Below are 21,964 nucleotides of genomic sequence, written 5' to 3'. Positions count from 1 at the left end.
CGATGGCGACGCGCGCAAGCGCACAAGTGTGCAGCGGGCGACGGCCGCATCCGCGGCCGCGCGCCGCCCCGGCTTCAGGCCGCCGCCGGCTGCGCCGCCCGCTTCAGCATGCCGACCGCGAGCGCGGTCACGAGCGTGCCGGCGACGATCGCGAGCGCATACACGCCCAGATGCGTGACCGCGTTCGGAATCGGCAGCACGAAGATCCCGCCGTGCGGCACTTTCAGCTCGGCGCCCGCCGCCATCGAGATCGCGCCCGTCACCGCCGAGCCGGCGATGCACGCTGGAATCACGCGCATCGGATCGCGCGCGGCGAACGGAATCGCGCCTTCGGTGATGAACGCGATCCCGAGCACGGCCGCCGCCTTGCCCGCCTCGCGCTCCTCAGTCCCGAAGCGCTGCCGGAACAGCCACGTCGCGAGCGCGATGCCGAGGGGCGGCGTCATCCCGGCCGCCATCGTCGCCGCCATCGGCGTATAGACGTGGCTCGCGATCAGCCCCGCGCTGAACGCGTAAGCCGCCTTGTTCACCGGGCCGCCCATGTCGACCGCCATCATCCCGCCGAGGATCAGCCCGAGCACGACCGCGCTGCCCGCCTGCATCGAGCGCAGCCAGCCTTCGAGCGCGTGCAGCGCGGCCGCGACGGGCGAGCCGACGACGTAGAGCATCAACAGGCCAACGACGAGCGTCGACACGAGCGGAATGATCAGCACCGGCTTCAGCCCTTCGAGATTGCGGTGCAGCTTCAGATGGCGGTTGATGAGGAGCGCCGCGTAGCCCGCGAGGAAGCCCGACACGATGCCGCCGAGAAAGCCCGCGTTCAGGCTCGCGGCGAGCATCCCGCCGACCATGCCGGGCGTGACGCCCGGCCGGTCCGCGATCGAGTACGCGATGTAGCCGGACAGCACCGGCACGATCAGCGCGAACGCCGATTTCGCGCCGATCTGGAACAGCGACCACGCGAGCGTGCCCTTGTGCGCGTCGTCGAACGCGTAGATGCCGCCGAGCGCGAACGACAGCGCGATCAGCAGGCCGCCCGCGACGACGAACGGCAGCATGTACGACACGCCCGTCATCAGGTGCCGGTACGGGCCGCCCGCCTTCGCGGCGCGCGCCTGCTTCGCGGCGGCGACCTGATCGGCAAGCGCCGCCGCGCCGCTTTCGACGCGCGCGTCGGCGATCGCCTTTTCGATCAGCGCCGCGCCCTTGCCGATCGCGCTCTTCGTGCCTGTCTCGTAGAGCCGCTTGCCGCCGAAGCGGCTTTTGTCGACTTGCGTGTCGGCGGCGATCACGACGAGGTCCGCTTCGGCGATCTGCGCGTCGGTCAGCCGGTTCTGCGCGCCGACCGAGCCCTGCGTCTCGACGTGAATCGCATGGCCGAGCGCCTGCGCGCCCTGCGCGAGCCCTTCGGCCGCCATGAACGTGTGCGCGATGCCGGTCGGGCACGACGTGATCGCGACGATCTTCAGCGGGCGCGAGCCGCTCGACGCGGCAGCGGCAGCCTGCGCGGCCGAAGCGACGGCGGCCTGCCCCGACGCGCGCGCGAGCACGGCGTGCGCGTCGCGAATCGCATCGTCGACCGACACGCGATGAATCGTCTTGCCGGCGAACGGCGCTTCGTCGATCGACGCCGGATCGTCCGCCGCGATCAGCACGGCGCTCGCCTCGCCGATCTGCTCGGCGGACAACGGCGTCTGCACGCCGAGCGCGCTGCGCGTCTCGAGCGCGAGCGCAACGCCGCGCGCTTGCGCGGCGCGGCCGAGCGCGTGCGCGGCGAAGGTCGGCGCGGCGGTCCGCGCCGGCGCCGCCACGAGTCCGATCAATTTTTCCATGACTGTCTCCGGCCTGCCCGGTTTATGAATGAACGGCGCCGCCCGCTTCGGCGGCCAGCGTGAAGGTGTCGACTTCGACCTGCGCGGCGAGCGCGTCGAGCGCCGCGCGCCCGGGCAGGTGCGGGCCGACGCGCGCGAGCTTCGCGGCCGCGAACGCGGTCGCGCGGCGGCCCGCGTCGCCCCAGGCGCGCGCTTCCGTCAGGCTCGCGACGAGCCCGGCGACGAACGCATCGCCCGCGCCGACCGTGCTCGCGACAGGCACGCGCGGCGGCGTCGCGCGGAAGATCCGGTAGGCGGTCGGCCGCGGCGCGGCGACGTTCGCATCGACATCCGCGCCGAATTCCGCCGCCACGCCGAGCGCGCCCTGCGCGCCGAGCGACACGACGACGTGCGCGATCCCCCGCGCGGCCAGCTCGCACGCGGCGCGCACGATCGCGTCGTCGCCGGCGAGCGCGCGGCCGAGCGCCGCCTCGAGCTCCGCGAGATTCGGCTTCACGAGGTCCGGCAGCTCGCGCGGGTCGCCCGCCGCGAGCGCGTCGGCGAGCGGCGCGCCGCTCGTGTCGAGCGCGACGCGCGCGCCCGCGTCGTGCAGCGCGCGCGTCGCGCGCCGGTAGAACGACGCATCGACGCCCGGCGGCAGGCTGCCCGCGAGCACGACCCAGCAGCCGGGCGCCGCGAGTTCCACGATCCGGCGCTCGAGCGCGGCGACATCGGCCGCCGTCGGCCGCGACGTCGCGAGATTGATGTCGGTCGTCTCGCCGCGCGCATCGTCGACGAGCTTCACGTTGATCCGCGTGCGCCCCGCGATCCGCACGAAGCGGTCCGCGATCTGCTTGTCGGCGAACATCGCGTCGAACGCCGCGCCGTCGTCCGCGCCGAGCAGCCCGGTCGCGATCGTCGCGATCCCGTAGTCGGCGAGGCACCCGGCGACGTTCACGCCCTTGCCGCCCGCGTTGAATTCGAGCGATTCCGCGCGGTTCACGTCGCCGAGCGCGAGGTTGCGCACGCGCACGGTCTGGTCGAGCGCCGGATTCGGCGTCACGGTCACGACGGTCGTCATGCGGCCGCCCGGATCTCGGCCGAATCGAGCGCGCGCACCGCGTCGACGTCCGCGCAGTCGAGCGCGCGCGCGGCGAGCGCCGCGAGCGCGTCGAGCCGCGCGCCGCGCAGCCGCGTCTTCACCGCGGCGACGTCGCGCGCGCTCATCGACAATTCGTCGACGCCGAGGCCAGCGAGAATCGACGCGCCGAGCGGATCGCCCGCGAGCCCGCCGCACACGCCGACCCACTTGCGATGACGGCGCGCGCCGTCGACCGTCTGCCGGATCATCCGCAGCACGGCCGGATGCAGGCTCTCGGCGAGCCGCGCGAGCTCCGGATGCTCGCGGTCGATCGCGAGCACGTATTGCGTCAGATCGTTCGTGCCGATCGAGAAGAAATCGACGACCTGCGCGAAGTGATCGGCGAGCGCCGCGGCCGACGGCGTCTCGACCATGATGCCGAGCGGCACCTTCGGCGCGTCGAGCTCGGCGCGCACGGTCTCGGCGAGCGCGAGCGCGTCGCGCGCCTCGTCGAGCGTCGACACCATCGGGAACATGATCCAGAGCGGCCCCGCCTTCGCCGCGCGATACAGCGCGCGCAGTTGCGGCACGAAGAGATCCGGCCGCCGCAGGCACAAGCGCAGCCCGCGCACGCCGAGGAACGGATTCGCTTCGTGCGGCAGGTTCAGATACGGCACCTGCTTGTCGCCGCCGATGTCGAGCGTGCGGATGATGAGCCGCCGGCCGCCGCTCGCGTCGACCATCTGCTTGTAGCACGCGTATTGCTCGTCCTCGTCGGGCGCGTCGCGGCGCTCGAGGAACAGGAACTCGGTGCGCATCAGGCCGACGCCGTCCGCGCCCTGCGCGAGCGCGTCCGCAACCTGCGCGGGCCGCGTGATGTTCGCGCCGATCTCGATCACGTGGCCGTCGAGCGTCGCCGCGGGCAGCGCGCGGTTCGCGCTCGCGCGCCGCCGCTCGTCGGCCAGGCGCTGCTCGACCTGCCGCGCGCGCTCGGCATCGCGCGCCGACACGCCGACGTAAAGCCGCCCCGCGTTGCCGTCGAGCACCGCGCACGCGCCGTCGGCGACGCCCATCAGCGTCGCGCCGCACGCAACCGCCGCCGGCACGCCGAGCGTGCGCGCGAGGATCGCCGTGTGCGACGTCGGGCCGCCCGCGACCGTGCAGAAGCCGAGCGTCACGGCCGGGTCGAGCTGCGCGGTGTCGGACGGCGTCAGATCTTCGGCGATCAGGATCGACGGCGCGCCCGCGCCGCCCGCCGCCGCGCCGTCGCCCGTCTCGCCGAGATGCCGCAGCACGCGCCGCGCGACGTCGCGCAAATCGGTCGCGCGCGCGGCGAGGAGCGGATCGGAGAGCGCGGCGAGCCGCCCGGCCTGCGCTTCGGTCGCGCGATGCCACGCCCACGCGAGCCCGTGCCCGTCGACGATCAGCCGCACGACCTCGTCGAGCAGCCCGGCGTCGTTCAGCAGCTCGCGCTGCGCGACGAAGATCTCGCCCTCGGCCGCGCCGAGCCGCGACGCCGTCTCGCGCGCGAGCGCGTCAAGCTCGGCCGCCGTATCGGCGAGCGCGCGCTCGAGCCGATGCGACGCGTCGAGCGTGTCGCCCGGCCGGTCCTCGACGTCGACGCGCGTCGCGCGCAGCACGCGCACCGGCCCCGTCACTAGGCCCGGCCCCGCGCCGATGCCCTCGAACGCGGTCGCCGGGTCCTCGGGCGTCCACAGCGCCGGCTGCGCGCTCTGCCGGCGCGCCTGCGCGGCCGCCGCGCGCGCATGCTCCTCGGCGGCGAGCGCTTCGATCGTGCGCGCGAGCGCGGCGAGCGCGTCGGCCGCGTCGACGCCCTGCGCGGACACGACGAGCCGCGCCTGCGCGGTCGCGCCGAGCTGCAACAGGCTGACGAGGTTCTTCGGATCGGCGGCGAACTCGCCGCAACGCACGCGCAGCGCCGCCTGATAGCGCTTCGCGGTCGCGACCCACGCGCTCGCGGGCCGCGCGTGCAAGCCGTGCGGATAGTCGAGGATCAGTTCGCGCTGGTGCGCGTAGTCGGCGGGCGTCGCCGCGGCGACGGCGGCCGACGCGCCACCGGCCGCGCCCGTTACGCTTGCACTGCTTGCCGCGCGCGCCGGCTGCGCGCCGTTCAGCGCGTCGACAATTGCCTGCGGATCGCGCGCGGCGAGCAGCCGCTCGAGCTGCGCCGGATCGCCGATCAGCCGGGTCAGGCGCTGCAGCAGCGCGATGTGCTCGCCGGACTGCGCGGCGATCGCGACGACGAGCCGCGCGCGCTCGCCGCCCTGCCACTCGACGCCGTCCGGCAGTTGCAGCACCGCGACGCCCGTGCGGCGGATCAGGTGGCGATCCTCCTGCAGCCCGTGCGGGATCGCGACGCCGCTGCCGAGGTACGTGTTCGACACCTGCTCGCGGCCGTGCAGGCTGTCGACATAGCCGGGCTCGATGACGCCCGCCGCGACGAGCAGCGCGCCGGCCTGGCCGATCGCATCGTGTTTCGAGTCGGCCTTCGCGCCGAGCCGGACGAGTTCCGCGGTGAGCAACGGCGGCATCGCGTCTCCTGGGATGAGTCGTTGGAATGTGCGTATTGGAATCGATACCACTTTGACCGTCAAGCGTTCCCCGATTTTGGGAAACCGCGTGAAATGTGCGGCAAGCGCCGATAGAATAGGCAAACGGCCTGTCTGCGGGCGGCCCCGGCGCTTGCGCCGGGGGTTGCTTCCGTCGCCCAGATTCAGGGTAAATACCGATCCCGGAAAGAAATCGATTTCAGTCGTCATGGCGCTACGAATCAAGGATGTCGCGGAAGCGGCGGGTGTGTCGGTCACGACGGTTTCGCGCGTGCTGTCGAACAACGGCCCGGTGCGCGACACCGTGCGCCGCCGCGTGCTCGAAGTGATCGAGCGGCTCGACTACCGGCCGAACGCGGCCGCGCGCCGGCTGCGCTCGGGCGAAACCGCGACGATCGGCCTCATCGTGTCCGACGTGCGCAACCCGTTCTTCACCGAGGTAAGTCGCGCGGTCGAGGACGCCGCATACGCGCAAGGCATGCGCGTGATCCTCTGCAACACCGACGAGAACCCGGAAAAGGAAGCGATGTACCTGCGGCTGATGGAAAGCGAGCGCGTGACTGGCGTCATCTATTCGCCGACATACGACGCCGCGCGGCAATTCGACGCGCGCGCGCACGCGTTCCCGGTCGTGATGATCGACCGCGCGGGGCCGGCGGGCGCGGCCGACGCGGTCACGCTCGACAACCGCGACGCGGCGGCGCGGCTTGCCGAGCATCTGGTCGGGCGCGGCTACCGGCGCGTCGCGGGGCTGTTCGGCAACGCGAGCACGACGGGCCGCGAACGGCACGCGGCGTTCGTCGACGCGCTGCGCCGCCACGCGCTGCCCGTCGACGCGGAATTCGTCGATCCGCATCCGCAGGCGGCGCACGCGCGCGTGCATGCGTGGCTGTCGGGCGACGCGGCCGCGCGGCCCGACGCGATCGTCGCGAGCAACGGCCTGCTGCTGCTCGGCGCGTATCGTGCGCTGCGCGAGCGCGGTGCGCGCGTGCCGGACGACGTCGCGCTCGCGGGCTTCGACAACGACGCATGGACGGAGCTCGTCACGCCCGGCGTGACGGTGATCGCGCAGCCCGTCTACGAGATCGGCAAGAACGCGATGCAACTGCTTACGCAGCGGCTCGCCGATCCGGCGATGTCCGCGCGCACGCTGGTGCTGCCGGGGGAGTTGATCGTGCGGGGGTCGACGGCCGCGCGGAACGGCGCGTAAGCAGCCGGCATCACAAAATACCCGCCCCTGAAAATTTCAAACTAACAAAAATGGTAGGTATTCACCGACGAATAAATCCTACTCTTTAGTCGAGAGATAATCGGCACGGCTCTCGCTTTCAAATTCAATCCGTGCTTTTCCGAGGAGCCACAAAATGAGCCAATTTACCGACGTTCTGGAGGAAATGCGCACGCATTACAAGTCGTCTCTTGATCAGGCATCGCCCCGCCGCTATGCCGCCTCGCAGCAGCTCGCCTCTTATTTCACCGCCGCGCAGGCGTCTTCCGCGAAGCTTTCAGCGCAGGACAACGACTTGCTGAAAGGGCTGCAAATCGACGCGCAATCGTCCGGACAGGAGGAAGCGAGCGGAATCGAGACCGGCATCGTCGGCGCAACCGAGGCGCTGAAGAGTTCAGGAGCGTCTCCCGCTTCCGTCGAAGAATTCAAGAAGAAGATGGAAGAACAGAGGAAAAAGGCGAAGGAGGATTCCAACGCGAGAATCGACAAGATTTTCGACACGGCGATCAAAATCGGACTGGAACACCCGGAACTTCAGCACCCGATCGTCGCCTTGATGGACAAGATCGGCAATTTCTTCAGCGAACTTTTCGACAAGATTACGAGCTTCATCGTGGGCGTCGTAAAGGATGTCGTCGCGTGGCTCAGCAATGCGTGGGACAGCATCAAGAGTACGTTCAAAGGCATCGCGGGATGGATATCCGGCTGGTTCTGACGCCGCGCGCCGGCCTCGACGAAATGCGGCACGCCGTCGGCGCCCGTTATCGCGCCGCGAATCGGGCCCCGCATCGGGCCCCGATCCCGGCAAGCGCTCGCCGAACGCACATGGCGAGCTGACGCGGGCAGCCGCGAACGCCGACGAACCGATCGGGCGCGGCGCCGGAATCGCGACAGGAAAAAGGGCTCGGAATGGTTCCCGAGCTTTTTTCGGGCGGTGCGCAAGCGAACCGCCTGTGCGCTCTTCCGGCCGGCCGCGCCCGCCGCTTGCCCGCTGAACTTCGCGCCCAGCGCGAACGGCAATCGGGAAGCGCGCCTCGCCAGGCGGGTTGCACGCTCACGGGCGCGTCGCACGATCGTCGCCGAGCGCGAGCCCCTCGACCACCGCCTGAACCCCGTCCGTCTCGCACGGCGCCGGCGAGCGCAGCGCGAACGACGCGCCCGCGCCCTTCGCGATCGCGTCGACGATCGCAAGCCCGAGGCCGCTGCCCTTCGCCGTCGTCGCGCCGCGTTCGAACGGCTTCGTCAAACGCTCGAGCCCGGCCGCCGCCGCGAACATGCCGGACACGCCGGACATGATCGACGCCCGCCGCGCATCGGACATCCGCGACGCTTTGCCGTCGCCATGCCGCGCGATCGACGCGTGGCTCGTCGGCATCGACGGCGAGCTGCGCGCGCGGGCGCAAGCCGGACGGCTCGCCGTGGACGATCGCGCTCGAAGCGCCCGACCACGACCGGCGCGGCGCGACGGGCGCGATCGATCTCGTCGACGCGGCTGTCGCAACGTCCGGCGATTACCGGCATTGGGCCGACTTCGACGGCGAGCGCCTCTCGCACACGATGGACCCGCGCGCCGGCGCGCCGCTTACACGTCGAACTTCACGCCCTGCGCAAGCGGCAATTCGCGGCTGTAGTTGATCGTGTTCGTCGCGCGGCGCATGTAGCTCTTCCACGCGTCGGAGCCCGACTCGCGGCCGCCGCCCGTCTCCTTCTCGCCGCCGAACGCGCCGCCGATCTCCGCGCCGCTCGTGCCGATGTTCACGTTCACGATCCCGCAATCGCTGCCCGCCGCCGACATGAACTGCTCGGCCTCGCGCACGTCGTTCGTGAAGATCGCCGACGACAGCCCTTGCGGCACGCCGTTGTGGATCGCGAGCGCGTCTTCGAAATCGTCGTAGACGAGCACGTACAGAATCGGCGCGAACGTCTCGCGCGTGACGACGGCCGTCTGCTTCGGCATCCGTACGAGCGCGGGGCGCACGTAGTACGCGTGCGCATGACCGAGTTCGACGCGCTCGCCGCCCTTGACATCGCCGCCCTGCTCGCGCGCATCGGCGAGCGCCTTTTGCATCGCGTCGAACGACGCGCGATCGATCAGCGGGCCGACGAGCGTGCCCGCTTCGAGCGGATCGCCGACCTTCACCGATGCGAACGCCTTCTCGAGGCGCGGCAGCAATTGATCGGCGACGCCGCGATGCACGATCAGCCGGCGCAGCGTCGTGCAGCGCTGGCCCGCCGTGCCGACCGCGGCGAACGTGACCGCGCGCACGACGAGATCGAGATCCGCGCTCGGCGCGACGATCATCCCGTTGTTGCCGCCGAGCTCGAGAATGCTGCGCGCGAGCCGGCGGCTCAGCACCTGCGCGACCTCGATGCCCATCCGCACGCTGCCCGTCGCTGACACGAGCGGCACCTTCGGCGAAGCGCAAAGCGCCTCGCCGACGTCGCGGCCGCCGAGCACGAGCTGGTGCAGCCCCTCCGGCACGACGCCCGGATGGGTCCTGTCGAATTCGCGCACCGCCTTCGCGAACAGCGCGTGGCACGCGATCGCGGTGAGCGGCGTCTTCTCGGACGGCTTCCAGACGACCGGATCGCCGCACACGAACGCGAGCGCCGCATTCCATGACCATACGGCAACCGGGAAATTGAACGCGGAGATCACGCCGCACACGCCGAGCGGATGCCAGGTCTCCATCATCCGGTGGCCGGGGCGCTCGGAGGCGATCGTCAGGCCATAAAGCTGCCGCGACAGACCGACCGCGAAATCGCAGATGTCGATCATCTCCTGCACTTCGCCCAGGCCCTCGGATGCGATCTTGCCCGCCTCGAGCGTGACGAGCCGGCCGAGCGCCGCCTTGTGCTCGCGCAGCACGTTGCCGAACACGCGCACGAGTTCGCCGCGCACGGGCGCGGGCACCGTGCGCCACTTGAGGAACGCTTGATGCGCGGCGTCGATCTTGCGCCCGGCGTCCGCCGGGCTGTCGGCGGCGAGCGTCGCGAGCGTCGCGCCGTCGACGGGCGACCGGGCGGTCAGCGCACTGCCTTGCCAGCGGGACAGATCGACGTCGAGCGCGGCGAGAATGTCGTTGAATTGCATCGCTTCCTCTTCAGAACAGAATCGGGTTGATCGGTGCGGCGTCGCCGCCGCGAATGAATCGATTGGACCGCGTTCGCGCGCCGCATGCAAGCGCACTGGCCATTCGGCCTGGTCCTAACGGCGCGCCGCGAGCGCCGCGCGCAACCGGCGCACGCCCTCGAAGATCTCCGCTTCGCCCGGCGCGGCGAACGACAGCCGCAGGCTGCCCGCATCCGCGTCGCGCGCGTAGAACGCCGCGCCGGGCACGTACATCACGTTGTGCTCGAGCGCGCGCCTGAGCACCTCGGCCGCGTCGCGGCCGCCGCTCAAGCGCGCCCACACGAACATGCCGCCCGACGGCTCGCGCCATTCGACCTCGTCCGGCACGAATTGCGCGAGCGCGCCGACGAGCGCGCGGCAGCGGCTGCCGTAAGTCTGCGCGATCGTGCGCAAATGCGCGGCGAGCCGGCCGCTTTCCAGATAGCGGCGGATCGCCTCCTGCGCGATCGGTGCGGTGCACAAATCGCTCGTCTGCTTCGCCACGGTCATCCGCCGCAGGATCGCGGCGGGCGCGACCGCCCAGCCGATCCGCAGGCCCGGCGCGACGATCTTCGACAGGCTGCCGAGATAGACCGTCCAGTCCGATGCGCCGTCGTGCGCGAGCACGGGCCTCACCGGCTCGCCGGAAAAACGCAGGTCCGCGTAAGGATCGTCCTCGACGAGCACGAACCGCGCGTCGGCCGCGAGCGCCGCGAGCCGCGCGCGCCGCGCCGGCGGCAGCGTCGCGCCCGTCGGGTTCGCGAACGTCGGCACCGTGTACAGCAGCTTCGGGCGGCGCTCGGCCGCGGGCCACGCGGCGAGCTGCGCGGCGAGCGCGTCCGGATCGACGCCGTCGGCATCGGTGCGCACCGGCACGAGCCTCGCGCCCGCGAGCCGCAGCGCCTGCAGCGCGGCCGGATACGCGGGCGCCTCGACGAGCGCGACGTCGCCCGGCTCGATCAGCGCGCGCACGAGCAAATCGAAGCCCTGCTGCGAGCCCGTCGTGACGAGCACCTGCGCGGCGTCGCACGCCACGCCGCGCGCGCGCGTCATCCAGTCGGCGAGCGCGGCGCGCAGGCCGGGCTGGCCTGCGGTGTCGCCGTATTGCAGGCAGGCCACCGGATCGTCGCGGGTCGCGTCGGCGAACGCCGCCGCGATGCCTTCGCGGTCGAACAGCTCGGCGGACGGATAGCCGCCCGCGAACGAGATCATCCCCGGCTTGCCGACGTGCTTGAACAGCTCGCGGATCGGCGAGCCCTGCGGATCGGCGAACGGCGCGGCGAACGGATAGTCGACAGCGGCGGCGGCGAGCGTCATGGCGGCTCCGGTGCGGGAGAAGTCAGGCGAAAGGCGGATCGGACGCCGGGCGGATCAGGCGGCGGCCGTCATCTTGAAGATGCCGGTTGCGTTGCCCGCGTCGAAGCTCAGATCGAGCGCACGGCGGCCCGTCTCCGCATCGGCGACCGTGTCGCGCGTGATGAATTCGTAGAACGAGCCCGGCACCTCGCGCTCGACGAGCGCGCCCGACGCGTCGACGAACGCGCGCACGACCGGGTCCGCGCGGAACGCGGTCTGCCGCACGCGGCCCGAGCGCGACACCTCGACGGCCGGCTTGATCGGCCGCCCGAGCGCGCGTTGCGCGGCGGCGAGCGCATCGACGTCGGGCACCCGGTCGGTCACGTGGTTGAACGCGTTGCCTTCGGTCGCGATCCACGCCATCTCCGCCGATTCGGCGAGCAGCGTTTCGTAGTCGGCGAGCGCCGGGCTCGCATGCTGACGGCCGAAGCAGCGCACGAGCACGGGCAGGAGCGCGCATGCGTCGGCGAGCGGCAGCGATGCGTCGCGCTCGAGCTCGGCGAGCGTCGCGGCGGCCTGCGGCGTCAGCGGATCGGCCGAGGTGCCGAGCACGTTCGTCGCGGCCGCCTGGAACGCGGCGCTGAAGCGCTCAGGATGAACCTCGCTCACGAAGAATTGCGCGATCTGGTGCGGCGCGTCGAGATGCGCGTAAGAGCGGCCCGTCATCCTGAGGCGCTCGAGCGGATACGTGCCGTTCAGCCGATAGCCGAGCGGGCGCAGGATTCGCGTGAACGCCGCCTCGCCAGGCGGCAGCGCGCCGCACGACGGCCAGCGCACGGTGCGCAGCGCGCCGTGATCGAAGGTCACGCGGCCGCCGCCGAGCGCGACGTCGCGCGTATAGGCGCGGCCCGTCGGCACCCGTTCGAGCAGATCCGCGAACAGCGCCATGTTCAGCGCCTGCGCGAGCTCGGCGCGCGTGACGACACCCGGCTCGCAGCGCTCGAAGCACGTCGGAACATGCATGAACCGCATCAACTCGTCGAGGGTCGGCTGATCGGAAACGGTGGCGAGCAAGGCGGCGAGATTCGGGTTCATCGGGTTGTTCCGTGGGTTTGCGTCGTTGCGGCGGCGGGCGCGGCACTTATCGGGCGGCGAGGCGGCGCGCCTGAAATGTCCGGGGTCGATTTTCGGTGCGCAAAATCCGCCCGGCAATTGATATAAACTCACCAGCTCATTCCTGAAATTCACCAACTCGCGATTTTCCGATCGCTCGACAGCCGATGCGAAAAGGCATTCCGAACCTCGCGGCGCTGCAGGTCTTCGAAGCGGCGGCCCGCCACGAAAGCTTCACCCGCGCGGCCGACGAGCTGGCGCTCACGCAAAGCGCCGTCAGCCGCCAGATCACGTCGCTCGAGGCGCGGCTCGGCGTTGCGTTGTTCCTGCGGATCAAGAAGCGGGTGGTGCTGACGCCGCACGGCCGCCACTACGCGGCGCTCGTGCGGCGCAACCTCGAGCGCATCGAGCGCGACACGCTCGAGCTGATGGCGCAGCGCGGAATCGGCGCGACGCTCGAGCTCGCGGTCGTGCCGACGTTCGCGAGCCAATGGCTGATTCCGCGCCTGCCGCAATTCCGCGCGCTGCGGCCCGACATCACGGTGAACCTGTCGGTGCGCACCGAGCCGTTCCTGTTCAGCGATTCGACGTTCGACGCGGCGATCTACTTCGGCCATGCGCTGTGGCCCGGCACGCAAGGGCGGCTGCTGTTCCTCGAAGGCGACATGCTGCCCGTCTGCAGTCCGGCGCTGCTGAACGCGAACGGGCGGCGGATCACGCGCGACGCGCTGCTCGACTTGCCGCTGCTGCACCTGTCGACGCGTGCGGACGCGTGGCGCGACTGGTTTCGCGCACACGGACTCGACAACGATCTGCGCGCGGTGCGCGGGCCGCGCTACGAGCTGTTCACGATGCTGACGGCGGCCGCGCACGCGGGCATGGGCGTCGCGCTGATGCCGGAGCTGCTCGTCGCCGACGAACTCACGTCGGGGCGCCTTTGCGCGCCGCTCGACTGGCGGCTGCCGAGCGACGCCGGCTACTACCTCGTCGCGCCGGACGCCGCCGCCGGCAGCGAGCCGTTCGTCGCGTTGGCCGAATGGCTGGGTTCCGTCGCGCCGGCGCGGCCGATAAGCTGACGCGACCCTCCTGCTCATTCGTTCATCGGCCGGCGGCAGGCCGGCCACGCGAGACCGATCATGACCATTCGCATCGTCGACATCGTGCCGCTGTCCATCGCGCGCGCCCGCTTTTCCGAGCTGGCGGACGACGCGCGGGGCGGCGGCGAGAAGATCATCACGAAGAACGGCGCGGCGTACGTCGCGCTGATCGACGCGAGACGGCTCGATCACTATCACCGGCTCGAGCGCGAGCAGGCGAAGCGGCCCGGTGCGGCGCCGATGCGCGATGGCGGCGCTCCCGGCGCCGACGGCGCGGCCGAACGTGCGGCGCCCGCGACGGGCGATGCCGCCGCCGATGCCCGCGGCTCCGATCCGCCGCCGGCCGTGACTCGCTCCGGCATCGATTGACGCAGGGACGATCCGCGCTTCGGCGGCGGAAGGCGTCCGATGCGCCTGCGTCCATCCGTGCAGACGCTGCTTCATCGCGCGCAAGACAACCGATACGATAGTGGGATCATTCGCTCTTAACCGGCCACGAACGGCCCGAACGACAACCGCATGCAGAACTACTACGAAGCCACGGTGACGCGCACGCCCTACCCCGCGCTCGCCGAACGCATCGACGTCGACGTGTGCATCGTCGGCGGCGGCCTGGCGGGCCTGTCGACGGCCCTCGGGCTCGTCGAGCGCGGCGTGCGCGACATCGCGGTGCTCGACGCGCAAACGGTCGGCTTCGGCGCATCGGGCCGCAACGGCGGCTTCGTGTTCGGCGGCTACAGCCTCGACAACGCGGACTTGCTGCGCACGCTCGGCCCCGCGTCCGCCCGCGCGCTCTATCGCCTGACGATCGACGCGGTCGGCCTGATCCGCGCGCGCGCCGCGCACTACGGCATCGACTGCGAGCTAGTGGACGGCGGCGTGATCCTCGCGAACTGGTTCGACGATCCGGCGCGTCTTTGCGCGCCGCGCGAGCTGATGAAGGAGGCGTTCGGCGTCGACTGGGAACCGCTCGACGATCGCGAGCTGCGCACGCGGCTGAAGACCGAGCGCTATCACGGCGGCCTCTTCGAACGCAACGCGTTCCACTTCCATCCGCTGAAGTACGTGCTCGGTATCGCGGCGGCGGCCGCGCGAGGCGGCGCGCGGATTCACGAGCATTCGGCCGCGCGCGCGATCCGCCGCGACGGCGCGGGCTTCGTCGTCGCGACCGACGGCGGCGCGGTGCGCGCGCGTCGTGTCGTGTTTGCGGGCGGCGGCTACGCGCGCGGCGTGTATCCGCGCATCGAGCGCGCGGTGCTGCCGATCGCGACCTACGTGATCGCGACCGAGCCGCTCGGCGCGCGGCTCGCCGATGCGATCGCATGCGAATCGGCCGTCTACGACACCCGCTTCGCGTTCGACTACTACCGGCCGCTCGCCGACACCCGGATTCTGTGGGGCGGCCGCATCTCCGTGCTCGAACGCGGGCCGCAAGCCATCGCGCGGCTGCTCAGGCGCGATCTGCTGCGTGTGTATCCGCAATTGCGCGACGTCGCCGTGCAGTTCGCGTGGGGCGGGCTCATGAGCTACGCACGCCACAAGATGCCGCAGATCGGCCGGGACGCGGACGGCGTCTGGCACGCGGTCGGCTTCGGCGGCCACGGCATGGCGCCGACGACAGTCGCGGGCGAAGTGCTCGCGGCGGCGCTCGCCGAAGGGCGCCCCGTGCCCGACGGCTTCGCGAGGTTCGGCCTCGTGCGCACGTTCGGCCTCGCGGGGCTCGCCGCTGCGCAGCTCACGTACAGCGCGTGCGAGGCGCGCGACGCGCTCGCCGCGCGCCGCTGCGCACGCTCCGGCAAACCCGTCTTTTAGAGCCAGGAGTCGGGCGAAAGCCGCTTGGGGTGCGTGCTAGAATGCGCCGACCATGCCGCCGTCCGATCACCGCCGTCCGATCACGCCAAAATGAAACAAGGAAGCAAGGCCGCAGCGCCCGACGCCGAAGCGAGGCGAGACGAGGCGCGCCGCAAATACGACCCCGAGCAGACGAAGCGCAACATCCTCGACGTCGCCACGCAGGAGTTCTCGGCGATGGGGCTGTCGGGCGCGCGCGTCGATGCGATCGCCGAACGCACGAACACGACGAAGCGGATGCTCTATTACTACTTCGACAGCAAGGAAGGGCTGTACGAAGCGGTGCTGGAGAAGGTCTACGGCGACATCCGCACGCTCGAGCTCGAGCTGAACGTCGGCGAACTGGAGCCGCGCGAAGGGCTGCGCCGGCTCGTCGAATTCACGTTCGACTATCACGACAAGCATCGCGATTTCGTGCGCCTCGTGACGATCGAGAACATTCACGGCGCGAAATACATCGAGCAACTGAAGTCGTTCAAGAACCGCAACGTCAGCATCATCAAGACGCTCGAGGAACTGCTCGCGCGCGGCGTCGAAAGCGGCGTGTTCCGCGACGACGTCGACCCGTTCGATCTGCATCTGCTCATCAGCTCGTTCTGCTTTCATCGCGTCGCGAACCGCTATACGTTCGGCACCGCGTTCGGCCGCGATCCGTCGTCGCCGCGGCTGCGTGCGCGGCATCGCGCGATGATCGCCGATACCGTGTTGCGCTACGTTGCCCGCTGATCGCCGGCCGATCGTCCGCCGGCGCCGGCGCGCCGCCGAGCGAGGCGATCGTCATGCGGTTCGTTCCCGGCCTGCGACCGCGAATCGGGCCGCAGGCCGCACATCGACGATGCGGCACGACGCGCACGCAAATGCCGACGCCGGCGCCCGATCCGGTCAACGCGCCGCCACCGGCGCCGCAAGCGCGATCCGCGCCTTCTCCTCCGGGCTTCCGTCGACGAAATACTTCTTCGCCCATCGCGAATCGGGCTGCAGCGCGAGGCCGCCGCGCGCACCCGCCGCCCCGGCGCTCGAGCCGTTGCCGCGACGCGAAGCGATCGCCAGCGCGCGCGCACGATAGTGCTCGTAAAGCCGCAGGAATTCCGCGAGATAGATCCCCGCGACGCGCGCATCGCGAATCTCGAGCAGGTTCTCGTCGTTGTAGTGCTCGGAGTTCGCGCTCATGTTCGCCGAGCCGCTGTAGACGATCGGGTTCGCGCCTTCCGCATCGATCACGATGAACTTGTGGTGAACGACCACGGGCGGATACGGCGGCGGCGCTTCGCCCGGAAAGAGCCGCAGCTCCGGCTCGAAGCCGTCGGGCACCGTCGCGGGCGAGAAGTAGGCGGCGTCGATCACGTCGCGATTCGAGCGGCTGCGGTGATACAGCTCCAGGTTCGCGAGACGCGCGGCGTCGAGCGTCTTGCCGTCGCGCTGATCCGCATCCGCCTGCTGCGCGCCGCGCGCGCTGATCGCGTTGACGAGCCCGAACATCATCAGCCCGCGGTCGCCCGCCGCGAAGCACGCGTCGCGCAGCGCGGCGTCGGTCGGCATGAACAGGCAAAACGCGACCGAATGCTGCGCGCCGCGAACCGCGTCGACGATCGTATCGATCTGCGTGCGCACGCCGCGCGGCTCCGGCGAAAACGACACGCGCACGCGCGCCGAGCCGACCTCGACCGGCTCCGTCCAGCCGGGCGCGAGACGCGCGGTCTCGGCGATGCCCGGATTCGACGCGAGCGCGCGCGCCCGGGCGTTGTACAGCTCGGCGAGCGCCGCCGATTCGAACGTGTGCAGCACGTTCGCCTGCTCGGTGATGCCCTCGGTCGTGAAGTTCGCCGAGCCGGTCAGCACGCGCGCGGGCCCGGTCTCGTCGCCCGCGACGATGAACTTGTCGTGCATGATCCGCGTCTTGTCGCGCGGCGCGAGCATCGCGACGCCCGTCAGTTGCTCGACGGCCGGCTGGTTCGGCGACGGCAGCGGCGGCTCGCCCGAGCCGCGCTTCGTCTCGTGCGCGTCGTAGACGATCGCGAGCGCATCCGCGCCGTGCGCGCGGCCGAACGCGTCGAATGCGGGAATCGCCCACAGCGGATCGGTCAGGTGATAGACGGCCGATGCCGCACGCCGCGCGTCGGCGCCGAGCATCAGCCCGAAGGTCTCCTGCAGATCGTTCGCGAGCCACGTGCGCAGGCGCAGCGCCGCGTCGGGCGACGGTGCGGCGCCGTCGGCCAGATGCAGCGCGCGGGCCTGCTTCGCGAACGCCTGCGAGCTCACCACCGCGCGGTTGAACCACGTGCCGACACCGCCCTCGACGTGCGCGGGCAGCGTGATCGCGCACACGCCCGCGTCGGCTTCGAGCACCTGCAGCGACGCGGGCGTGCCGACGACCGGATAGACGTCGTAGCGAAACGTCTGACCGCGATCGGGCGGATCGATCCGTGCGTCCCACCACATGAATTTCTGGATCGGCGCCTGGTCGGTCGGCGCATCGCCCTGCGTGTGGGCCGCGGGGCCGTCGAAGGTCAGCCGGTTCGGCAGCCAGCTCGTCGCGGCGCGGGTCTTGCCGTCCGCCGACCAGAAGCCGGGCGTGCGCTTGATCGCGAAGCCGAGAAAATCGTCGCGCCGCTGCGCGTCGGGCCAGTCGAAGGCCAGCAGGACCAACGTCGGGGAAAGATAGCTGCGCACGCTGACGGACATCGCCGCCCTCCTCGGCTCATCGCCTTCCAAAGTGAAAGCGTCGAGTGTTCAACGCGAGCTTGCCGCGCGTGTGACATCCGGATGAAGTTTCCGTGTCGCGCGGGCTTCGGCGCGGCCGCCCGCCGCGCCGCATCGCGCTACCCTGCCGGTTTCAGGAAAATAGAGTGCCTGGTACGCCGGAACATCTTGCGCATCGCACGCTCGCCGCACCCGGCCGGCGAACCGGCGCTCATCCGCAGACGACGAGCTCGAGCCCCCGCGACGTCAGCGCCCGCCGCATCGTCTTGTCCGGCGCGCGCTCGGTCACGAGAAAGCGCGCGGCGTCCGAGCCGTTGATCCGCACGGGCGTCACGCGTCCGAACTTCGAGTGGTCGGCGACGACGATCGGCGCGGCCGCCGCCGCGAGCATTCGCCCGCGCACCTCGGCGACGACGCGCGAGTAGTCGGTCAGCGTGCCGTCCGGCGTGATCCCGCCCGCGCCGACGAACGCGAAATCGACGTGGTATTGCGCGAGCTGCTGGATCGTGTCGAGGCCGAACGTCGCGTCCTCGTCGTCGGACAGCTCGCCGCCGAGCAGCGTCACGCGGTTGCCGTTGCGGCGGCCGAGCACGCCGGCGATCCGCCAGTCGTTCGTGTAGACGGTCAGCCGATGGCGGTCGACGAGCGCGAGCGCGACCGCGTGGACCGTGCTGCCCGAGTCGAGCAGCACCGACGCGCCGTCGGGCACGAACTCGGCCGCGCGCCGGCCGATCGCGCGTTTCGCCTCCGCGTGCGACGCGTCGCGCTCGGACACGCTCGGCTCCTGCCGGTCGGCCGCGAGCGCGCCGCCATGCGTCGTGATCACGAGGCCGCGCGCGGCGAGCGCGTTCAGATCGCGGCGGATCGTCTCGCGCGACACGTTGAGCGCGTTCACGAGCTGCGCGACCGACAACGCGCCCGCACGGCCGAGTTCGGTCAGGATGTAGCGATGACGTTGTTCTGCAAGCATGGCGCGCGGCGCGGCCGGGCCGCGGATCGGAGCGTGGATGGCGAATGGCGGGCTATTGTAGTACGGCGCGGGCGCTTCGCGCCGGCTGCCCTGCCCGGCCGGCCTTCGCCTGCAACCTGCAAGCAATTCAGTGTTTCGCCCCGTGCGGCAATCGGATTCGCCGCGCATTGCTAAACTCGCCGCTCGCCCCAACCAACCGACAGAGGTGAACCGATGTATCGCAAAGGCGCTGTTCTCGAAATCCAGTTTCCGCCGGAGCGGCTCAACGACGCGGCAGGAGACCCGTACTGGATCGATCTCACGCTCGAAGAGGCGCGCCGGCTGCACCGGCAATTGAGCGCGCGCTTCGCGACCGAACCCAGCGCGAACCAGCCGCTCGACACGTTCTCGCTCGACTGAACTGAACCGCGTTCGGCCCAAGCCGCCCGCAGTGCAGATTTCGACAAGACGGCGGCGCGCCGGCGCGCGATACTCGGCCGCTTCGTCGTCATGCCGGCGTCGTCCGGCCCGTTTCGCATGCCTGCTTTCGCTTCCGCCGCCACCGCCGCCGCGTTCGTCGCGCTGTGGTCCACGGGCTTCATCGTCGCGCGCGCGATCAAGCCGTATGCCGATCCGAGCCTGTATCTGCTCGCGCGCTTCTCGGGCACCGCGCTCCTCTATGCGTGCATCGCGCTCGCCACGCGCGCGCCGTGGCCCGCGCGGCGCGAATGGGGCCGCCATCTGCTCGCGGGCGCGCTGCTGCAAGGCGTCTATCTGAGCGCGAGCTACTGGGCCGTCGCGCAAGGGCTCAACGCCGGCGTGATGGCGCTGCTCGGCGCGCTGCAGCCGCTCGCGACCGCCGCGCTCGCCGCGCCGCTCTTCGGCGAGCGGCTCACCGCACGCGGCTGGCTCGGCATGGCGCTCGGCGTCGCGGGCGTCGCGCTCGTGCTCGCGCCGAAGCTCGGCGCCGCGCCGGCGGCGGCAGGCGGCGCGCCCGCGTGGGCCGTCGTCGCGATCGCGCTCGCCGCGGTCGGATCGATCACGGCCGGCTCGCTCTATCAGAAGACCTCGCTCGCGCAAGCGGACTTGCGCACCGCGGTCGCGCTGCAGAATCTCGGCGCGGCGATGGTCGCCGGCGCGGCGGCCGTCGCGCTCGGCGAAACCCGCTGGCACGGCGCGCCCGCGCTGTGGCTCTCGCTCGCATGGGGCATCGGGATGCTGTCCGGCGTCGCGGTGATGCTGCTGATGGCGATGCTGCGCCGGGGCGAAGCGGCGCGCGCGACGTCGCTGCTGTTCCTCGCGCCGCCCCTCGCCGCGCTGCAGGGCTACGCGCTCTTCGGCGAAACGCTCGTGCCGCTGCAGATCGCCGGCTTCGCGGTCGCGCTCGCTGGCGTCACGCTCGCGCGCCGCAACTGAGACGCCCCCAGTCGACGGCCGCAACTGACGCCCGCGACTCGCGCCCACAACCGGCAACCGCGACCGGCCGCCAGATCGACGGCCGAACCGGCCGCCGACGCGATGCTCGCCACGCTTGCGGCAGGCGGCCTCGCGTATCTCGACCACGCACATCAGGACTTCGTGCTCGGCAATATCAAGGCGCGCGAGCGGATGATCGCGCGATACGCGGTTACGGGCGCGCGGCGCGGCGTCGTGATCGGCACCGATCACGCGGCGGAACCGGTGATGGGCTTCTTCACGAAATTCGGCGACGGCGGCGCGGACGTGCTGCCGCTCACGGGCCTGACGAAGCGCCGCGTGCGCGAACTCGCGCGCACGCTGGGCGCCGACGAGCAGCTCGTGATAAAGACGCCGACCGCCGATCTGGAAACGTTGCGTCCGCAACTTCCCGACGAGCACGCGTGCGGGCTCACGTGCGAGCAGATCGACGATTTTCTCGAAGGCAAGCCGGCCGACGACGCGGTCGCCAAGACGGTGCTTCGGTTCTACGACGCGACGCGCCACAAGCGCGCGCTGCCTTATACGATGTTCGACTGGCCGGACCGCCCGGCGTGAGCGCTCACGGAATCGGCGTCGGCTCGGCGCCGTCCCGTCGCTTCGCTCCGGAGCGTGATCGGACGCGCGCCCCGCACCGCCGCGGCGTAGCTCGCAGCGGCGCATGCGCCGCCGGCCGAGTCGCCTATTCAGGCATCGCGCTTGTCATCGTCGGAAGCGGGCGATGTGAGCGGGCGACCCTCGATGTTTGCGCCGGAGGCGTCGCGGTTCTGATCCGCGCCGCCCGCGGAGCCGGTGCCGCCCTGCACGGTGGCGGCTCCCCCCGGAGATGTGCTGCCCGAAGATGTGCTGCCCGAAGAGGCGCGGTCGCCGCCTTGCGGCGAAGCGTCTGCCGTCGCGCCGGCATCGCGCGCGGCTTGCGCGCTCTCCGCGCTTCCCGCCCCTGCCGCCGCGCCGGCGCCGCTCGCCACCGCATCCGCCACCGCGCCCGCGGCTCCCGCCGCCGCACCGCTCGCTTGCGCGAGCGTCGCCCGCACGAGCGCCGAGCTCATCCATTTGATGACGTTCATGAACTGCCGGAAGTCGAGCCCCCAGATGTCCTTCAGCACGACCATCGCCTCGGTGCCGTAAAGCAACGACAGTGCCTGCGCGAGCCGCGCGGCCACCGCCGGATCGACGCCCGCCTGCACCATCGGCTCGACGGCGAGCGTGAGCAGCCGTCGGCGATTGCCGCGCCGGTACTTCGGCTCGTCCTGCGCGCGCCGCGCACGCTCGTTCGCCCACTGATGCAGCGCGACCTGCAGTGCGGCGCGCAACGCGCCCTCATGCTGCTCCATGCGCGGATACGCGAAGTCGAGCAGTTCGTTCACGCGCGCCTCGACCGACGTCGACGTCGGCTGCCATTGCAGCACCGGCCCGAGGCTCTCGTCGACGACAGTGCTGACGAGCGCCGCCTGCGACGGGAAATAGCGGTAAGCGGTGGCGCGCGACACGCCGGATGCGTTCGCGAGCTCGGTGATCGACGGAAACCAGCCTTGTTCGAGCATCGACAGCGCGGTCTGCAGCAACAGCTCGCGGGTCTGCGCGCGCGTTTCGGACAGCGTTTCCGGTGCGGATACGGGAGTTGGCATGTGTTGTGTGAGGACGACCGCTGAGACGGCCGTCTCATCTGTGTTAAAGTTATCGCGGAATCGAATCGCGGTA

General features: G+C 71.0%; 17 protein-coding genes and 3 pseudogenes. 10 read left to right on the top strand and 10 right to left on the bottom strand.

Annotated elements, in window-relative coordinates; genetic code table 11:
* Positions 1 to 74 precede the first annotated feature (74 nt).
* From WS92_RS07190 to ptsP, 3 genes are read right to left on the bottom strand one after another with little or no spacing between them, the layout of a single operon-like run.
* The gene (locus WS92_RS07190; protein WP_059931775.1) at positions 75 to 1,832 is read right to left on the bottom strand and encodes a PTS fructose-like transporter subunit IIB; all 1,758 of its coding nucleotides are present in this window, start codon (positions 1,830 to 1,832) and stop codon (positions 75 to 77) included.
* A 22-nt stretch (positions 1,833 to 1,854) separates the two neighbouring features.
* Complete coding sequence (locus WS92_RS07185; RefSeq protein WP_015602773.1) at positions 1,855 to 2,892, bottom strand: 1-phosphofructokinase family hexose kinase; 1,038 nt, start codon at positions 2,890 to 2,892, stop codon at positions 1,855 to 1,857.
* Positions 2,889 to 5,444, bottom strand: coding sequence for a phosphoenolpyruvate--protein phosphotransferase (gene ptsP, locus WS92_RS07180; protein WP_059931773.1), 2,556 nt, complete (start codon positions 5,442 to 5,444; stop codon positions 2,889 to 2,891). The genes WS92_RS07185 and ptsP overlap by 4 nt, the downstream gene beginning before the upstream one ends.
* A gap of 226 nt (positions 5,445 to 5,670) precedes the next feature.
* Between ptsP and WS92_RS07175 the strand changes: the two genes are divergently transcribed.
* Both WS92_RS07175 and WS92_RS07170 read left to right on the top strand, forming a co-directional pair.
* The gene (locus tag WS92_RS07175) at positions 5,671 to 6,672 is read left to right on the top strand and encodes a LacI family DNA-binding transcriptional regulator (protein WP_006028837.1); all 1,002 of its coding nucleotides are present in this window, start codon (positions 5,671 to 5,673) and stop codon (positions 6,670 to 6,672) included.
* Positions 6,673 to 6,826: 154 nt separating this feature from the next.
* Positions 6,827 to 7,405, top strand: coding sequence for a hypothetical protein (locus WS92_RS07170; protein ID WP_009915346.1), 579 nt, complete (start codon positions 6,827 to 6,829; stop codon positions 7,403 to 7,405).
* A 339-nt stretch (positions 7,406 to 7,744) separates the two neighbouring features.
* On the opposite strand, the pseudogene WS92_RS07165 reads toward WS92_RS07170, so the two are convergent.
* A pseudogene (locus WS92_RS07165) lies at positions 7,745 to 7,957 on the bottom strand (sensor histidine kinase); the annotation flags it as partial.
* 28 nt (positions 7,958 to 7,985) lie between these two features.
* Here WS92_RS07165 and WS92_RS31445 point away from each other — a divergent pair.
* Positions 7,986 to 8,274 (top strand): annotated as a pseudogene (locus WS92_RS31445) (FAD:protein FMN transferase); the annotation flags it as partial.
* On the opposite strand, the gene WS92_RS07160 reads toward WS92_RS31445, so the two are convergent.
* The 3 genes from WS92_RS07160 to WS92_RS07150 form a co-directional block, all read right to left on the bottom strand.
* Complete coding sequence (locus WS92_RS07160) at positions 8,273 to 9,784, bottom strand: L-piperidine-6-carboxylate dehydrogenase (RefSeq protein ID WP_059931771.1); 1,512 nt, start codon at positions 9,782 to 9,784, stop codon at positions 8,273 to 8,275. The pseudogene WS92_RS31445 and the gene WS92_RS07160 overlap by 2 nt on opposite strands.
* 114 nt (positions 9,785 to 9,898) lie before the next feature.
* Positions 9,899 to 11,119 (bottom strand): aminotransferase-like domain-containing protein, encoded by a 1,221-nt coding sequence (locus WS92_RS07155; protein ID WP_015603825.1) that lies wholly within the window; start codon positions 11,117 to 11,119, stop codon positions 9,899 to 9,901.
* A gap of 54 nt (positions 11,120 to 11,173) precedes the next feature.
* The gene (locus WS92_RS07150; protein ID WP_015603052.1) at positions 11,174 to 12,193 is read right to left on the bottom strand and encodes a DUF1338 domain-containing protein; all 1,020 of its coding nucleotides are present in this window, start codon (positions 12,191 to 12,193) and stop codon (positions 11,174 to 11,176) included.
* Positions 12,194 to 12,378: 185 nt separating this feature from the next.
* On the opposite strand from WS92_RS07150, the gene WS92_RS07145 reads away from it, so the two are divergent.
* The 4 genes from WS92_RS07145 (at position 12,379) to WS92_RS07130 (ending at position 15,885) form a co-directional block, all read left to right on the top strand.
* Entirely contained in the window at positions 12,379 to 13,287 is a 909-nt protein-coding gene (locus WS92_RS07145; protein ID WP_059931769.1) for a LysR substrate-binding domain-containing protein, read from the top strand.
* 60 nt (positions 13,288 to 13,347) lie between these two features.
* A complete protein-coding gene (locus tag WS92_RS07140; protein ID WP_059931767.1) occupies positions 13,348 to 13,677 on the top strand; it encodes a type II toxin-antitoxin system Phd/YefM family antitoxin in 330 nt (109 codons plus the stop codon).
* Between the two features lie 150 nt (positions 13,678 to 13,827).
* Positions 13,828 to 15,120, top strand: a complete 1,293-nt coding sequence (locus WS92_RS07135) for an NAD(P)/FAD-dependent oxidoreductase (RefSeq protein ID WP_015602759.1) — start codon at positions 13,828 to 13,830, stop codon at positions 15,118 to 15,120.
* 90 nt (positions 15,121 to 15,210) lie between these two features.
* Positions 15,211 to 15,885, top strand: a complete 675-nt coding sequence (locus tag WS92_RS07130) for a TetR/AcrR family transcriptional regulator (RefSeq protein ID WP_006028846.1) — start codon at positions 15,211 to 15,213, stop codon at positions 15,883 to 15,885.
* 156 nt (positions 15,886 to 16,041) lie between these two features.
* Here WS92_RS07130 and WS92_RS07125 read toward each other — a convergent pair whose 3' ends face one another.
* Together WS92_RS07125 and WS92_RS07120 are read right to left on the bottom strand one after the other, a co-directional pair.
* Positions 16,042 to 17,841, bottom strand: coding sequence for a phospholipase D-like domain-containing protein (locus tag WS92_RS07125; protein ID WP_009915356.1), 1,800 nt, complete (start codon positions 17,839 to 17,841; stop codon positions 16,042 to 16,044).
* A gap of 229 nt (positions 17,842 to 18,070) precedes the next feature.
* Entirely contained in the window at positions 18,071 to 18,829 is a 759-nt protein-coding gene (locus WS92_RS07120; RefSeq protein WP_015602580.1) for a DeoR/GlpR family DNA-binding transcription regulator, read from the bottom strand.
* A gap of 213 nt (positions 18,830 to 19,042) precedes the next feature.
* On the opposite strand from WS92_RS07120, the gene WS92_RS07115 reads away from it, so the two are divergent.
* From WS92_RS07115 to nadE, 3 genes and pseudogenes are all read left to right on the top strand, one after another.
* On the top strand, positions 19,043 to 19,228 hold the full coding sequence (locus WS92_RS07115) for a hypothetical protein (protein ID WP_006028849.1): 186 nt from the start codon (positions 19,043 to 19,045) through the stop codon (positions 19,226 to 19,228).
* A gap of 90 nt (positions 19,229 to 19,318) precedes the next feature.
* The gene (locus WS92_RS07110) at positions 19,319 to 20,224 is read left to right on the top strand and encodes a DMT family transporter (protein ID WP_059931765.1); all 906 of its coding nucleotides are present in this window, start codon (positions 19,319 to 19,321) and stop codon (positions 20,222 to 20,224) included.
* An 84-nt stretch (positions 20,225 to 20,308) separates the two neighbouring features.
* Positions 20,309 to 20,821: pseudogene (gene nadE / locus WS92_RS07105) on the top strand (NAD(+) synthase); the annotation flags it as partial.
* 128 nt (positions 20,822 to 20,949) lie between these two features.
* Here the strand turns inward: nadE and WS92_RS07100 are convergent.
* Complete coding sequence (locus tag WS92_RS07100) at positions 20,950 to 21,891, bottom strand: TetR/AcrR family transcriptional regulator (protein ID WP_059931763.1); 942 nt, start codon at positions 21,889 to 21,891, stop codon at positions 20,950 to 20,952.
* Positions 21,892 to 21,964 lie beyond the last annotated feature (73 nt).

The organism is Burkholderia sp. MSMB1588, from assembly GCF_001546925.1.
In the GTDB taxonomy this organism is placed as follows: Bacteria; Pseudomonadota; Gammaproteobacteria; order Burkholderiales; family Burkholderiaceae; genus Burkholderia; species Burkholderia humptydooensis.
This window is presented reverse-complemented; position numbering and strand designations above follow the sequence as displayed.